The sequence below is a fragment of the Galbibacter sp. BG1 genome (assembly GCF_013391805.1).
Lineage (GTDB): Bacteria > Bacteroidota > Bacteroidia > Flavobacteriales > Flavobacteriaceae > Galbibacter.
On the sequence record NZ_CP058364.1, the window covers coordinates 1,814,572 to 1,830,112 of the forward strand.

Here is a 15,541-nt window from a genome sequence, read left to right on the forward strand (position 1 = left end):
TCTAACAGAGACTTTATGATAGAAACCATTAGAAATGAAAAAGAAGTAGAAAAAAATATCGTAAAAGTATACCAAGGAAGTTGTCAGTTAAAAGAGACGTATAATGAATGCCAATATTATATGTCTCACAACGAACTTAAGTTGTTTTATGAAGAAAGTTTTTTTTCTGTCAACACCCTGTGTGTCAGCTTGCAGGATTACGTAAAAACAAAGAGCTTGTGGAGGATGCCGTTTTTAAAGTTTAATAACGCCGTCTATATCACAAAGCTCACTATCCATTTGTTTTTTACTGAAGATGAATTTAAATGGTTGTTTTCGAAAGCATTGCTTCTTGAAGAGAGGAATTTTAAAATCCTTGAAAAGCTTCAAAATATTCAAGTTTCTGAAGAGTTAAACAGGATTTTGGCTTCAGAATATAATTTGCAACAAAACCGAATTAGAACCTTAAAATCAATTCTCAAAGAGCACTATAGCTAGTTTTTTAAGAATCACTTGCCTAAAATTACATCTCTTTTTAATTTTTAGGTAATACCTTTGTAGCTGAAAACTGATTTTTTCAATCATTTAATTTAAAAAAAGAAAAAAATGAAGGTTCTTCATCTAGATACCAATCACCCATTATTGATAGAAAAATTGGCTGCAGCCGGTTTTACTAATGACACCGATTACTCTTCTTCCAAGGATGAAGTGGAAGCAAAAATTGCTGGCTACGACGGTATTATTATAAGAAGTCGGTTTCGTATTGATGATCAATTTTTACGAAAAGCGACCAACCTTAAGTTCATTGGCCGCGTAGGAGCTGGTTTGGAAAATATCGATGTGGATACGGCCAAGGAATTGGGTGTAAAGTTATTTAACGCCCCAGAGGGCAATAGAAATGCGGTAGGAGAGCATGCACTAGGGATGTTACTTTCTTTATTCAACAAACTTAACAGTGCCGATAAAGAGGTGAGAAATGGCATTTGGCATCGGGAAGAAAACCGGGGGATAGAATTGGATGGGCGCACTGTTGGGATTATTGGTTACGGTAATATGGGGAAAGCCTTTGCAAAAAAGCTCAAAGGTTTTAATGTGGAAGTTATTTGCTACGATATTGTAGGGGGAGTGGGCGACGATAATGCCCGCCAAGTGGGTATATTGGAATTCAAGAAAAATGCAGATGTGGTAAGTTTGCACACTCCACAAACAGCCGAAACATTGCAAATGGTAAATAAGGAATTTATCGATTCGTTTTATAACCCTTTTTGGTTTTTGAATACGGCCCGGGGTAAAAGTGTAGTGACGGCAGATTTGGTGGAGGCTTTAAAATCCGGTAAAATTTTGGGCGCTGGTCTGGATGTTTTGGAATACGAAAAGTCTTCTTTCGAGAATTTGTTTACGGAAGAAATGCCGGAAGCCCTAAAGTATTTAATTAATGCTGAAAATGTGTTATTAACACCACACGTAGCTGGTTGGACAGTAGAAAGCAAAGAAAAATTGGCTCAGACTATTGTAGACAAAATAACCAAAGAATTTTCTTAACTTTATAGATCTCAACTATATTTAAGGAAGTGTGAAGATTGAAGCGCATACGGTAAACGACTATTTAAATGCTATCCCAATAGATAGAAGGGAAGCATTTGGAAAATTGCGCGAAGTTATATTGCAAAACAAACCTGAAGAACTCGAAGAGACTTTAAGCTATGGTATGATTGGTTATGTGGTGCCACATTCCATATATCCAGATGGGTATCATTGCAATCCTAAGCTGCCTTTGCCTTTTATCAACATAGCCTCTCAAAAAAACTACATTGCCCTTTACCACTCTGGAATTTATGCGAATAAAGGATTATACAATTGGTTTGTAGGGGAATATGCAAAGCACACCGATGCTAAACTTGATATGGGTAAAAGCTGTGTACGTTTTAAAAAAGTAGATACCATCCCTTTTGATCTTATTGGAGAATTAGTAAAAAAAATGACGGTTGAAGAGTGGATTGCTTGCTATGAAAGCGCCATAAAAAAATAGAAAGTGTTTTTTGTACTTATGGTTATGATTATAAACGATAATTCTAGTTTTTTAATATGAAATTTTACTACTTTAGTGATTAACCAATTTTAAAATTAAACATGGAAGATAAAAAAGACGGTAAAAAAAGCTATTTCGAAGAAAACGCTGAAAATTTTGCCAAAGAAACCAAAAATACGGCTAAAGAATTTACAGAAAGCGCCAAGGAAACCTTTAACAACCAAGATAACAAAAAGATTTTAGCGGGTGTTTTAGGAATCGTCTTGGGTAGTTTGGGAATACATAAGTTTATTCTTGGCTACCAGAAAGAAGGTTTAATTATGCTGGGGGTTACCTTGGTTTTAGGAGTTTTTACCTGCGGAATCGGAGCTAGTTTGATGGGATTGGTTGGTCTAATTGAAGGCGTTATTTATCTCACCAAATCAGATGAAGAATTTTACAACACTTATCAAGTTGGTAGAAAACCTTGGTTTTAAAAAATACTAGATTACATTTTAAGTATTTAGGAGGTATCGTAGCTTCCTAAATACTTTTCTTGAATTACCCCATTTCCCTACTGTTGCTATAAAAAAGAATATTATGGGGTTTACTAAAATACTTGCGCATACTTTAGAACAAAATCAATTATCCAAGACCTTTAAGGCCTTGGGCCATCCGGCGAGAATTGCCATACTTCAATATATAAGTAGTCATCCAAACTGTATTTGCAACGATATGGTTCAGGATATTGATTTGGCACAAGCCACTATTTCCCAGCATTTGGTGGAACTAAAGAAAGTAGATCTCATTTCGGGGACCCATAGGGGGAAAAAGACTTGTTACAACATTAATATCGATAAGCTGTACGAAGTGAAACAATCGGTAGGTTCCTTTTTTAATGAAACCCAACAGGGAGCCCTGTAAGTAGTACTTCTATTTTACGGCAACAATTATTCTGCTTTCTCGTTTTGATCTTCCATAAGTTTCCGTTCCAGCTCGGCTTGGAATTCTTCCATAACTGGTTTCACCGTACTTTCAGGTAAATCTGCAATTTTGATGTACATGAGTCCGTCCACAGAGTTATTAAAAAGTGGATCTACATTAAAAGCTACTACTTTGGCATTTTGCTTAATGTATTTTTTTATAAGTACTGGCAGTCTCAAATTCCCAGGTTCCACCTCATCGATCATACGGTCGAACTTGTTGAGGTCGGCTTCAGTTTCATCAAAAACAAATTCCTTATCGGCGTCCTTCAATTTAACCTTAAACTCTTTTTTCGGACTTATATATTGGGCTACGTAAGGGTCCCAATAGTGAGATTTCATAAATTCAATCATGAGTGATTTGGAGAAGTTGGAAAACTGGTTACTAATACTCACGCCACCAATTAAATATTTATGTTCTGGTCTCCTCAGGGTCGTGTGTACAATCCCTTTCCATAGTAAAAATAGGGGCATTGGCTTTTGTTGATAATCGCTTACAATAAATGCACGTCCCATTTCTATGGATTCACTCATCATTTTATAGAGTTCGGGCTCAAACTTAAAGAGGTCTTGCATATAAAAACCGTCAATTCCCTTTGTTTTGAAAATATCGGCACCCATTCCCATTCTATAGGCACCAACAATAGCTTTGGCCTCATTGTCCCATAGAAATAAATGGTGGTAGTACTCATCAAACTCATCGATATCAATGGCTTGGTTAGTACCTTCCCCAACCTCGCGGAAGGTAATTTCCCTTAACCTTCCTATTTCCCGAAGTATGTAGGGCATTTTTTTGGCTTTCGCCAAGAAAACCTCGTAGTTTTTGCTCTCGAGTAGACGTAGATCCTGCTCCCTTAATTCTGAAACCTCCCGATCCATTAATTCTTTGCTAACGGGTGTGATAATTTCTTTAGGGGAGCGTGGAAATTTAAAGCTGGTAGGCACTTTATCGAATAAACGCCCTTTTTCGAAAACATTGGAAAGCATGTATGTTTTCCGACGCAAAAATTCTGTAAAATCCTCTAAACTTTCGTGTTCTTGTTGTGCTTGAACGCTTATTGGCCTGCCTATACGAACCCGGATGACACGGTTTCTTTGTGTAAGTAATTCCGAGGGTAATTTTGCGGTGCGTAGAGTATCGCTAATTTTAGATAAGCGATAAAAAAGCTTGCTGTTTTTGGCATGAAAATAAATGGGCACTACAGGAACTTCAGCTTTTTTTATAAGTTTCATAGCCGCTTCTTCCCATGGCTTATCTACAATAAGTTGACCATCCCGATATGTAGAAACTTCCCCAGCGGGGAAAATACCCAGTGGGTGTCCGTCCCGTAAATGTTGTAACGATTGCTTAAATCCGGCAATACTGCTTTTGGCGTCTTTATGGTCTTCAAAAGGATTTACAGGCATGGTATAAGGCACCAAAGCCTCAATACGATGCAGCAAGAAATTTGCTATGATCTTATAATCTGGCCGCTGTTCCAAAAGAAGTTTTAGCAATAATATACCGTCTATGCCACCCAATGGATGGTTGGAAATGGTAATGTAAGCTCCGTCTTTTGGGAGCCTCTTTAAATCTTCCGTAGGGATCTCAAAATTTATCTCTACTTCATCTAAAATAGCGTTTAGAAAGTCTAGATCTTTTTTGTCCTTATGTTTGTTATAAATTCTATTAAGTGCAGATATGTTGAGTACTTTCATAAGTAGCCAACCGCTAAAGGTTCCTAAAAACCCATATTTATCTGTCTTAATTACTTGAGCAACTTCTTTTGCAGTAACTAATCCCATTGAAAATTAAATTGGTCTGATCTATACAAATATAGAAAAAGAAAGTAAGCTCTAGGTTTATTTCACCACTAGTTGTACAGTTTCTTGGGTTCGTTGTTCCAACAGAACCTCTCTTCCATTTTGTAGTGAAGCGATTGCTTTTTCATTAAAATGTCTTATGGTATAGAGGGATACATCTTCGTAATGGGTTACTTTAAATTTAGATTTTAGCAAGTTTAAAAGGTCGTCCAGCTTGTTAAATTTATTGTCAACACACACTGAAAAACTAATTGCTGAATTTTGAATGAGATCAACTTTCATTCTATTATCGGCAAATAGCTTAAAAATCTCACTGATGTTTTCCTCCACAATGAAAGAAAAGTCCAAAGAAGAGAGTTTCATAAGGATTTGGTTCTTCTTAACGATAAAGCAGGGTACGTTTGGAGTTATCCCTTTACCCTTCATAACAGCTGTGCCATCTTCCTTAGGGTTTATAAACGATTTTACATAAAGGGGAATTTCCTTGCGCTGCAATGGTTGAAGTGTTTTCGGGTGAATTACCGAAGCTCCATAAAAAGCCAACTCGATGGCCTCCCGATAAGAAATACGGTTTAAGAGTTCTGCATTTTCGAAATACCGGGGATCGGCATTTAAAACTCCGGGAACGTCTTTCCAAATGGTTACCGAGTCTGCATTAAGGCAATAGGCGAAAATGGCGGCAGTATAATCAGATCCCTCCCGACCAAGGGTGGTGGTAAAATTATTGTCGTCGCTCCCTAAAAACCCTTGGGTAATATTAAGTGAACCCTTATCTATGTTTTCGGTAATATTTTTTTGAGTATCCTCCCAGTTCACACTTCCTTCACGATAACTATCATCCGTTTTTATATAGTCCCGTACATCGAGCCACTTGTTTTTAATGCCTACTTCTTCGAAATAAGCGCTTAGAATAGTGGTGGAAATAAGCTCACCATAACCAACAACTTGATCGTAAACAAAACTGTATTTAGGGGATTTATTCCAGGCCAGAAAACCTTTTACCTGCTCTATGAGTCCTTTTACTTTCGCATAAACTGGATGTTGCTCGTTCTTAAAAAGATCCAGTAAAATGTTATGATGGTAGCTTATAATTTCTTCAAAAGAAGCATTTAAAGCCGCTTTGTCTTCAAAATAGTTTTTTACAACCACTTCCATGGCGTTGGTGGTTTTTCCCATGGCAGAAACTACCAATAAGGTATTTTCATGCCCTACAGTTTGTAAAACGTTAACTACATTTTTTATTCCATCGGCATCTTTTACAGATGCTCCTCCAAACTTAAAAATTCTCATGAATTATTATTTGCTATAAAATTCTTAATTCCTTCTTCGTTCAATTGTACAGTATCCCAATCGCTTAATATGTTGGCACCATTCTTTTTATAAAAGTTAACTGCCGGGGTGTTCCAATCGAGCACTACCCATTCAATTCTTTTTACACCTTCCATGTGGCCATGTTTAATAACCTCTGCAAACAGCGCGCTACCTAAACCAGTACCTCTCGAACTTTTTCTTACTACTAAATCTTCCAGGTGTATGGTTTTACCCTTCCATGTGGAATACCTGTTATAAAACAACGCCATTCCTTCAATACGGTTGTTCACTTCTGCGACGTAACATTTAAATAATGGATTTTCTCCAAAACCATCTCTAATTAGGTCTTCCGCAGTTACTTCTACCGCATCGGGTTCTTTTTCAAAATCGGCAAGCTCTTGAATTAACTCCAAAACTTGACCCATATCTTCTTTTTCGGCTCTTCTAATTGTATGCTCCATATCTGTTACAAATATAACTTGAAGTTATAAATATTTAAAAATGAAATTTAACGAAAACGTTGTAGTTTCACAAAAATGCTGATATTTGTGAGCGTAAAAACACAAAAAACCATCATGACCAAGAAAAACAAAACCTTAGGTGAGTTTATTATTGAAAATCAGAAAGCTTTTCCTTATTCCACCGGAGAGCTTTCTAAATTAATTAATGCCATTCGGCTTGCTTCTAAAGTGGTGAATCACGAAGTAAATAAGGCTGGTTTAGTCGATATTTTAGGGGCTAGCGGCGATATTAACGCCCAAGGGGAAGATCAGCAAAAGCTAGATGTGCTGGCCAACGAGAAATTTATACAATCCCTTACCAATCGTGAAATTGTCTGCGGAATTGCTTCAGAGGAGGAAGACGATTTTGTGGTAATTAATAGTCACGACAATAATCACCAAAACAAATATGTAGTACTTTTCGATCCCCTGGACGGTTCGAGCAATATAGATGTGAATGTTTCCGTAGGATCCATTTTTTCTATTTACAGGCGGGTAACTCCCATAGGTACACCCGTAACGATTGAAGATTTTCTGCAACCGGGGCGCAAACAGGTAGCGGCAGGTTATGTGGTTTATGGAACATCGACCATGTTGGTTTATACCACTGGGCATGGGGTTAATGGCTTTACTTTGAATCCGGCTATTGGTACCTTCTATTTATCTCATCCCGACATGCAATATCCGGAGAACGGACGTATTTATTCCGTGAATGAAGGTAACTATGTGCATTTTCCTGAAGGGGTTAAAAAATACATTAAATATTGCCAAATGGAAGAAGACGATAGACCTTATACGTCACGTTATATAGGTTCGCTGGTTTCTGATTTTCATAGGAATATGATTAAAGGAGGAATCTTTTTATATCCTACCAGCAGCAAGGCGGCCAATGGAAAATTAAGGTTGCTCTACGAATGTAATCCTATAGCATTTTTAGCAGAACAGGCAGGAGGAAAGGCCAGTGATGGTTTTCAGCCTATTTTAGATATTCAGCCGGAGGAACTTCATCAAAGAGTGCCTTTTTTCTGCGGGAGCAAAAACATGGTTGAGAAGGCAGAAGAGTTTATGAAAACTTACGAGTAAGCCTTATAACATAAAAGAGCTGCTTTAATAAAGAAGCAGCTCTTTTTATATCTTAGAATAGTTTAATTTACCTATTCATGTATTTTATTTCTTCAATAAAAGTTTCTAGATCCACGTGCATGTGGATAAGATCCATCGCTTTCTTGTTGATAAGGTCTACGTTGGCAGGGTTGAAACCCAAACCAATAGATAAACGTCTCATAATACGCATTTCATCATCGTCTTCTATATGGTCAGCATAAATCATTCGGGCAATATCGTATAGCCTTTCCAAGCGAGCCTCGTATAAAGAAGGAGGATTTACTGGGAATGCAGAAGGATTTTCCAAAATACTATCGTAAAGCTCTGGAGAAATATCCAAATGGTGAGCCAAACGGTCTAAAAATGCTTTTTCTTCTGGGCTTAATTCGCCATCCGACAATGCAACTCTTACAATGGCTGCAAAATGATCGCGATTTCTTTCCCTAAATCCTGAAGAATATAAATCTGAAATTGACATCAATATTGATTTTTATAATGTGGGTACAAAGATAATTAAACCCTTAATTTATTCCCTTAAAAAAGCCTCTTTTTTTAAACTCACTTACTCTTGAAGTTGAGTAATGAAAATGAGTCTTTTTTACTTTGGGTTTTAAGGTTTCTTTACATTATAAATACTTTAAGAATAAGCGTTAAAAGTAACCCAAATGCTCTCATTATCTTGGTTTTAGGTGGTTTATGTGTTATCTTAAGTATAAGATTATGAACCATTAAAAAATAATATTATGAGCTATACAGAAGATGTTGCCAAAAAAATAAATGAATTATTAGAAAAGAATTACGATGCCCACAAAGGGTTTTTAAACTCAGCAGATAATGTGGACAGCACCAATCTTAAAACTTATTTTAAGAGCAAAGCTGCAGAGCGTGAAAATTTTGCAGAGGAATTAAAAAGGGAAATTATCTCTTTTGGAGAGAAGCCGGTAGATTCGGGAAGTATTACCGGAGATGCCCATAGAACTTGGATGAATATAAAATCGGCATTATCCACGAACGATGAAGAATCTATATTGGAAGAGGTTCAACGTGGGGAGAAAGCAAGTTTAGAAGATTATAATGAAGTGCTTTCGGAAACTTCTTTGCCACAATCTACAAACGCTATGTTAACAAGACAGCGTAATGCAATACAAAATTCGGTAAATAATGCCAAGCGTTACGAAAGTATTGTAGACTAAGTTTTAAAGTGCTATGAAAAAGTAGAAAAGGTTGTTCCAGTTTGGGACAACCTTTTTTTAATGGCCGTTAATAACTCCTAAAAACTTCTTCTCGATGCTCTAAAAAATATCGTTAATTTTGAAACATAGCAGCTGTTTTGCTATTCACTTCAATTTAAAAGAGATAGCTTTTTTATGTACCTAATTTTTGATACAGAAACCACCGGTTTACCAAAACGTTGGGATGCCCCCATTACCGATGTCGACAACTGGCCAAGAGCCATTCAAATTGCATGGCAGTTGCACGACGAAATGGGGAATGTTATAGAACATCAAGATTATCTCATTAAACCAGAAGGCTTTAATATCCCTTTCGATGCCGAGAAAATTCACGGTATTTCCACCGAATTAGCGCTAGAAAAAGGGTATCCACTCCAAGAGGTATTGGAGAAATTTAATATTGCCTTAAATAAAACCAAGTTTGTGGTGGGGCAAAACGTTGGTTTCGATGTAAATATTATGGGTGCCGAATTCCATCGCGATGGCATGGAGAGCAGCTTGGTAGATTTACCAGTATTGGACACCTGCACCGAAACTACTGCAGAGCTTTGTAAAATCCCGGGAGGGCGTGGTGGAAAATTTAAGCTCCCCACTTTAACCGAGCTTCATGAGTTTTTATTTAATGAACCTTTTGCAGAAGCCCACAATGCCACGGCCGATGTTGAGGCGACAACACGCTGCTTTTTGGAATTAATCCGTAAAGAAGTTTTTACTGCGGAAGAATTGGATGTCTCTCCAGAATACTTCAGGAATTTCTCTGAAGCCAATCCGCAGCCAATTGAGCTGATTGGTTTAAAACACATCAATCTTAAAAAAGCTTCCGAAGAAATAAGGAAACAACTGGCTAAGGAGGCGCCTTCCGAAGAAATATCCAAAGAAGAGCTTCATCAAAATATCAAAGAACTTGCTGAGGTTGAGTTTGCACACCTGCACAACTATTCGCAGTTCTCCATTTTACAGGCCACATCGAGCATTCCCGATCTAGTAGCGGCAACGGCAAAAGCGAACATGCCAGCTGTAGCGCTTACCGATATGGCGAATATGATGGGGGCTTTTCATTTTGTAAAAGAAGTAGGAAACCACAACAAAGCAGTCCAGGCTAAAATTGACGAAGCGCTAGCCAATGGCGAAGAACCAACGGAAAAACTGATTAAACCCATCGTTGGTTGTACGCTGAACGTCTGTGAAAATCACTTGGATAAGTCAGTTAAAGACAATGGTTACCAAATTGTGATGCTCGCCAAAAATAAAAAAGGGTACCATAATTTGGCTAAAATGTCTTCTATAGCCTATACGAAGGGATTTTATTACGTTCCGCGGATTGATAAAAAAGTAGTGGAACAATACAAAGAAGACATTATTGTGCTTACGGGGAATTTATATGGGGAAGTGCCCAGTAAATTGTTAAATGTTGGTGAAGTACAGGCCGAAGAATCCTTGTTGTGGTGGAAAGAACAATTTGGGGAAGATTTGTACGTGGAAATTATGCGCCACGACCAAGAGGATGAAAACCGAGTGAATGATGATTTGGTGAAATTGGCAAATAAGCACCAAGTACAGCTAGTAGCTACCAATAATACTTATTACATTGGGAAAGAAGATGCCAATGCGCACGATATTTTATTATGCGTAAAAGATGGGGAGAAAAAAGACACCCCTATAGGTCGCGGTCGCGGGTATCGGTATGGCTTGCCAAATCAAGAGTATTACTTTAAGAGTAGCGACGAAATGAAGGCTATTTTTAAAGATCTTCCAGACGCTATTTTTAACATACAGGGAATTATAGATAAAATTGAGCCTTTTGAATTGGCCCGGGATGTTTTATTACCTGCGTTTACCATTCCAGAAGAGTTTCAAGTTGAAGAAGATAAGCACGATGGTGGTAAAAGGGGAGAGAATATATACCTCTATCACCTCACTTATGAAGGTGCTAAAAAGAGATATCCTGAGATTACTGATGAGATAAGGGAGCGACTCGATTTTGAGTTGAGTGTTATTGAAAACACTGGTTATCCTGGATATTTTTTAATTGTACAGGACTTTATAGCAGCGGCGCGGGAAATGGATGTTTCTGTTGGCCCGGGACGTGGATCAGCGGCGGGATCTGCAGTTGCTTATTGTTTGGGGATTACCAATATAGATCCCATTCACTACGACCTACTTTTTGAGCGGTTTTTGAATCCAGACCGTGTGTCCCTTCCCGATATCGATATTGATTTTGATGATGAAGGACGTAGCCGGGTTATGGAGTATGTGATTGAAAAATATGGTGCCAACCAAGTAGCACAAATTATTACCTATGGTACCATGGCCGCCAAATCCTCCATTCGAGACACGGCGCGAGTACTGGATTTGCCTTTGCACGATGCCGATAGAATTGCCAAGCTAATTCCAAATATGAAGCTGGCCAAGATATTTGGTTTGGATGATGCCAAATTAAAAAGCAGTCTAAGGGCAGAAGAGCTGGAGAAGGTAAATGAGCTTAAAAATATTGCTGAAGGAGACGATCTGGAGGCTTTAACAGTAAATCAAGCCAGGGTTTTAGAAGGTTCTGTAAGGAATACGGGAATCCATGCTTGTGGGGTAATTATTACCCCTGATGATATTACCAAGTTTGTACCGGTTTCCGTAGCTAAAGATTCTGATTTATATGTAACACAGTTCGATAACTCGGTTGTGGAAAGTGCGGGGCTGTTAAAGATGGATTTTCTTGGGTTAAAAACGCTGACCCTTATTAAGGATACCGTAAAGCTCGTGAAATATAAACACGGGATTGACTTAAATCCTGATGAATTTCCGTTGGACGATGAGAAAACCTACGAACTTTTTCAGCGTGGGGAAACGGTAGGGATATTTCAGTATGAATCTGCTGGGATGCAGAAACACATGAAAGATCTGAAGCCCACCGTTTTTGCCGATCTTATTGCGATGAATGCCCTTTACCGCCCTGGGCCTTTGGAGTACATTCCGAGTTTTATTAAAAGAAAACACGGAGAAGAAGAGATTAAGTACGATCTCGATGCCATGGAAGAATACCTCAAAGAAACTTATGGAATTACAGTTTACCAAGAGCAGGTGATGTTGCTGTCGCAAAAACTGGCTGGTTTTACCAAAGGTGAAGCCGATGTTTTACGAAAAGCGATGGGTAAAAAGATATTTGCCCTGCTGGAACAACTAAAGCCTAAGTTTTTAGATGGTGGGGAAGCGAAAGGTCACTCCCGTGAAACCCTAGAAAAGGTTTGGAAAGACTGGGAGGCATTTGCCAGTTACGCCTTTAACAAGTCCCACTCCACTTGCTATGCATGGATTGGTTACCAAACAGCTTATTTAAAGGCAAATTACCCTGCGGAATATATGGCGGCTGTACTGTCTAATAATATGAACGATATTAAGCAGGTAACCTTCTTTTTAGAGGAATGTAAACGTATGGGGATTGAAGTGTTGGGGCCAGATGTGAATGAGTCTTACTATAAATTCACCGTAAATAAAGACAATGCGATCCGTTTTGGAATGGGTGCCATTAAAGGGGTTGGCCGTGGTGCGGTGGAAACCATTGTTTCTGGAAGGGAAGATGGTAGGTACAAATCGGTTTTCGATCTTGCCAAACGCATCGACTTAAGGGCTGCCAATAAAAAAGCGTTCGAAAATTTAGCTTTGGCTGGAGGTTTCGATTCTTTTACCGACACGCATCGTGCCCAATATTTTCATGACGAGGGCGATGGGATCACTTTTCTGGAAAAAGCCATTAAGTATGGTGCAAAATTTCAGGAAAATGAAAACTCTGCACAGGTAAGTCTTTTCGGCGAAGCCAGTGATGTGCAAATACCAGAACCACAGGTGCCACCATGTGATACTTGGGGAACTATGGAGAAACTGAAGCGGGAGAAGGAAGTAGTGGGAATTTATATTTCTGGTCACCCTTTGGATGATTTTAAAACCGAAATCGAAGTATTTTGCAATGGAAATGTGGGAGCTTTCAATAATTTAGAAGCTTTAGTAAATCGCGAAGTTTCGTTTGCGGGTGTAATTTCCGATGTGCAACATCGAGTTTCCAAAAATGGAAAGGGGTGGGCGCTCTTTACGGTTGAAGATTATACCGATAGCTATGAATTTAGAATGTTTGGTGAGGAATATTTAAAGTTCCGTCACTTCTTAATGATCAATTCTTTTATCTATATCAAAGCGTTTGTGCGGGAAGGTTGGACCAACCGGGAGACGGGAAAAAAAGGGGATCCCCGTCTTCAATTTAATTCCATGGAGCAACTGCAGGACGTAATGGATAAATATGCGCGAAAACTCACGATACATTTGAAGTTGGAAGAGCTACTGGAAGAACGAATTGATTCCCTCAAGGAGGTTATTTCCATGCATAAAGGGGATCACATCTTGAACTTTGTAGTGTACGAAATGGAAAATGAAATAAAGTTAACCATGCCCAGTAGAAAACAAAAAGTACATATTTCCAATGAATTGTTAAGTGAATTAAAAGAGCAAGAGGTCGTTTACAAACTAAATTGATGCAACAAGTTATAAACAACATCATGGGAGCGCAAAGTGTCCAGGTCACTTTTAAATTAAAAATGCTTTTCTTTTCGTTACTTTGCGGATTCTTATGATTCATTACAAACGCACATACCTCTCAATAGGGAGCAATCTTGGAGATAAATTTTACAATCTTCAACAAGCAGTTCAGCAACTCAAGGAAAAAGCGGGCTTAGTGGTTTCTTGTTCACCTATTTACCAAACCCCGGCCTGGGGATTTTCTGGAGCCGATTTTTACAATATCTGTGTGGGTTTAGATACCGAGCTACAGCCTCAAGAACTGTTGGATTGTATGCTTCAGATTGAAAAATCCATGGGCAGGGTGCGAAGTGAAGCCAATGGTTACGCACCGAGGACAGTAGATCTTGATATTTTATTTTATGAAGATGAAATATTGGAAGAACCAGATCTTTTCATCCCACATCCACACTTGCAAAAGCGTAAGTTTGTGCTACAGCCTTTGGCGGATATTGCTCCTGGAAAAGTACATCCAGTGCTGCTGAAAAGTATTATAGAACTGCTGGACGTGTGTGAAGATGAAAGCGAACTCGAACAAACAAATCTGATTATTTCACTGGAAAAAAAAGACTTTTCTAAGTTTAATTTTATTGCCATTGAAGGCAATATCGGTGCTGGAAAAACCACATTGGCCAACAAAATAGCAGAAGATTTTAATGGAAAACTGATTTTGGAAAGGTTTGCAGACAATCCTTTTCTTCCTAAATTTTACGAAGATAGAAGTCGTTATGCTTTTCCTTTGGAAATGTCTTTTTTGGCAGATCGGTACCAACAATTTACTGATGATACTTCGCGTCCAGACCTTTTTAAAAATTTTATGGTGAGTGATTACGATATCTTTAAATCGCTCATTTTTGCTAAGGTTACTTTGCAAGAAGATGAATTCCTTTTGTACAGAAAAGTTTTCAATTTTATGTACAAGGAAGTTATTAAACCCGATGTTTATGTGTACCTGTATCAAAACACCGAACGGTTACTGCAAAACATAAAAAAGCGGGGTAGGAGTTACGAGCAAAGTATCCCGCCAGATTATCTCGAAAGGTTAAATGAAGGCTACTTGGATTTTATTAAAACGCACCCAGAAGTACATCCCTTAGTTATAGATGTTTCCGATTTAGATTTCTTGCAGAATAAAAACGATTATCAGTTTATCATCGATAAAATACACGATTTTTAGGATAGCTGACTAAATTTCTTGGAGTTTTTTAAGTTATTTTTTGGATTTTTAATTTAGGTTTGCTTAATTCGTAGAAGATTTTAAAATAGAAACTAGCTAACTTTACTTAAATATAACTTCCGGGATTCGAATTTCGAATCCCTTTTTTTATCCAATTTCTTTTAGTATTTCAAGGTGAAAAACTGTTGGATAACGGCTTCTAAGCTGAAATTGGTTGAATTTAATTTTGCTTAGATTGGGTTTTAAGTTTTGCAAATAAGTCCCATACAACCACTCCTGTGCTTACCGAAATATTTAAAGAATGTTTGGTGCCATATTGCGGAATTTCTATCACTTTGTCTACGGAAGAAACCACCTTTTGCTTTACTCCTTTTACCTCATTGCCAAAAATAACGGCATATTTTTTTCCTGATTCAATTTGAAAGTCGTTTAGCATCGTCGCGTTTTCCGCCTGTTCAATAGCCACGGTAACCACGCCATCTTGTTTAAGTTTCTCCACCAAAGAAACAGTGTCTTCTACATATTCCCAAGCTACGCTTTCTGTAGCTCCAAGAGCGGTTTTATGGATGTCTTTATGTGGTGGCGTGGCCGTAATACCGCACAAATAAATTTTTTCAATTAGAAAAGCATCAGCAGTTCTAAAAACCGAACCTATGTTGTTTAAACTTCTGATGTTGTCTAAAACAATGATAAGAGGTGTTTTCTCCGCTTCTTTAAATTCTTCTACATTCAGTCTTTCGAGTTCGTTGTTTTTTAGCTTCCGCATACACTTATTTTTTGCAAAAATAGGGAATTGAGCTGTACAAAAAAACAATTGTGAATAGCCCTTACAGAGCCGACTACCCTATTTTGGCAAAGTTATGACAAAATGTGTAGTGGCGAAG

At 38.0% G+C, this 15,541-nt stretch carries 14 protein-coding genes; 9 read left to right on the forward strand and 5 right to left on the reverse strand.

The window, feature by feature from the left end; genetic code table 11:
• Window positions 1-15: 15 nt before the first annotated feature.
• The 5 genes from HX109_RS08035 to HX109_RS08055 all read left to right on the forward strand — a co-directional run bounded on the left by HX109_RS08035 (window position 16) and on the right by HX109_RS08055 (window position 2,911).
• A complete protein-coding gene (locus HX109_RS08035) occupies window positions 16-477 on the forward strand; it encodes a hypothetical protein (RefSeq protein WP_178950932.1) in 462 nt (153 codons plus the stop codon).
• A 108-nt stretch (window positions 478-585) separates the two neighbouring features.
• The gene (locus HX109_RS08040; RefSeq protein WP_178950934.1) at window positions 586-1,521 is read left to right on the forward strand and encodes a 2-hydroxyacid dehydrogenase; all 936 of its coding nucleotides are present in this window, start codon (window positions 586-588) and stop codon (window positions 1,519-1,521) included.
• Between the two features lie 31 nt (window positions 1,522-1,552).
• Window positions 1,553-2,008, forward strand: coding sequence for a DUF1801 domain-containing protein (locus tag HX109_RS08045; RefSeq protein ID WP_178950936.1), 456 nt, complete (start codon window positions 1,553-1,555; stop codon window positions 2,006-2,008).
• 101 nt (window positions 2,009-2,109) lie between these two features.
• Window positions 2,110-2,484, forward strand: a complete 375-nt coding sequence (locus HX109_RS08050; protein ID WP_178950938.1) for a TM2 domain-containing protein — start codon at window positions 2,110-2,112, stop codon at window positions 2,482-2,484.
• Between the two features lie 103 nt (window positions 2,485-2,587).
• Window positions 2,588-2,911, forward strand: a complete 324-nt coding sequence (locus tag HX109_RS08055; protein ID WP_178950940.1) for an ArsR/SmtB family transcription factor — start codon at window positions 2,588-2,590, stop codon at window positions 2,909-2,911.
• Window positions 2,912-2,937: 26 nt separating this feature from the next.
• Here HX109_RS08055 and HX109_RS08060 read toward each other — a convergent pair whose 3' ends face one another.
• From HX109_RS08060 to HX109_RS08070, 3 genes are read right to left on the reverse strand one after another with little or no spacing between them, the layout of a single operon-like run.
• The gene (locus HX109_RS08060; protein ID WP_178950942.1) at window positions 2,938-4,755 is read right to left on the reverse strand and encodes a GNAT family N-acyltransferase; all 1,818 of its coding nucleotides are present in this window, start codon (window positions 4,753-4,755) and stop codon (window positions 2,938-2,940) included.
• Window positions 4,756-4,812: 57 nt separating this feature from the next.
• Window positions 4,813-6,063: an aspartate kinase gene (locus HX109_RS08065; protein ID WP_178950944.1), complete on the reverse strand. Its 1,251-nt coding sequence runs from the start codon at window positions 6,061-6,063 to the stop codon at window positions 4,813-4,815.
• Window positions 6,060-6,545 carry a GNAT family N-acetyltransferase gene (locus HX109_RS08070; RefSeq protein WP_178950946.1) on the reverse strand — a complete coding sequence of 162 codons (486 nt, stop codon included), beginning with the start codon at window positions 6,543-6,545 and terminating at the stop codon, window positions 6,060-6,062. Before HX109_RS08070 ends, HX109_RS08065 begins: the two co-directional genes overlap by 4 nt.
• Before the next feature lie 114 nt (window positions 6,546-6,659).
• Here HX109_RS08070 and fbp point away from each other — a divergent pair, with 114 nt between their 5' ends.
• Window positions 6,660-7,667: a class 1 fructose-bisphosphatase gene (gene fbp, locus HX109_RS08075; protein ID WP_178950948.1), complete on the forward strand. Its 1,008-nt coding sequence runs from the start codon at window positions 6,660-6,662 to the stop codon at window positions 7,665-7,667.
• Between the two features lie 67 nt (window positions 7,668-7,734).
• On the opposite strand, the gene HX109_RS08080 is transcribed toward fbp, so the two are convergent.
• Window positions 7,735-8,166, reverse strand: coding sequence for a TerB family tellurite resistance protein (locus HX109_RS08080; RefSeq protein WP_178950950.1), 432 nt, complete (start codon window positions 8,164-8,166; stop codon window positions 7,735-7,737).
• 265 nt (window positions 8,167-8,431) lie between these two features.
• Between HX109_RS08080 and HX109_RS08085 the strand changes: the two genes are divergently transcribed.
• The 3 genes from HX109_RS08085 (at window position 8,432) to folK (ending at window position 14,657) form a co-directional block, all read left to right on the forward strand.
• A complete protein-coding gene (locus tag HX109_RS08085) occupies window positions 8,432-8,881 on the forward strand; it encodes a ferritin-like domain-containing protein (RefSeq protein ID WP_178950951.1) in 450 nt (149 codons plus the stop codon).
• Window positions 8,882-9,055: 174 nt separating this feature from the next.
• Window positions 9,056-13,438, forward strand: coding sequence for a DNA polymerase III subunit alpha (gene dnaE, locus HX109_RS08090; protein WP_178950953.1), 4,383 nt, complete (start codon window positions 9,056-9,058; stop codon window positions 13,436-13,438).
• Window positions 13,439-13,532: 94 nt separating this feature from the next.
• Window positions 13,533-14,657: a 2-amino-4-hydroxy-6-hydroxymethyldihydropteridine diphosphokinase gene (gene folK / locus HX109_RS08095; RefSeq protein WP_178950955.1), complete on the forward strand. Its 1,125-nt coding sequence runs from the start codon at window positions 13,533-13,535 to the stop codon at window positions 14,655-14,657.
• Window positions 14,658-14,877: 220 nt separating this feature from the next.
• On the opposite strand, the gene HX109_RS08100 is transcribed toward folK, so the two are convergent.
• Window positions 14,878-15,423: an RNA methyltransferase gene (locus HX109_RS08100; protein ID WP_178950957.1), complete on the reverse strand. Its 546-nt coding sequence runs from the start codon at window positions 15,421-15,423 to the stop codon at window positions 14,878-14,880.
• Between the last annotated feature and the right edge of the window lie 118 nt (window positions 15,424-15,541).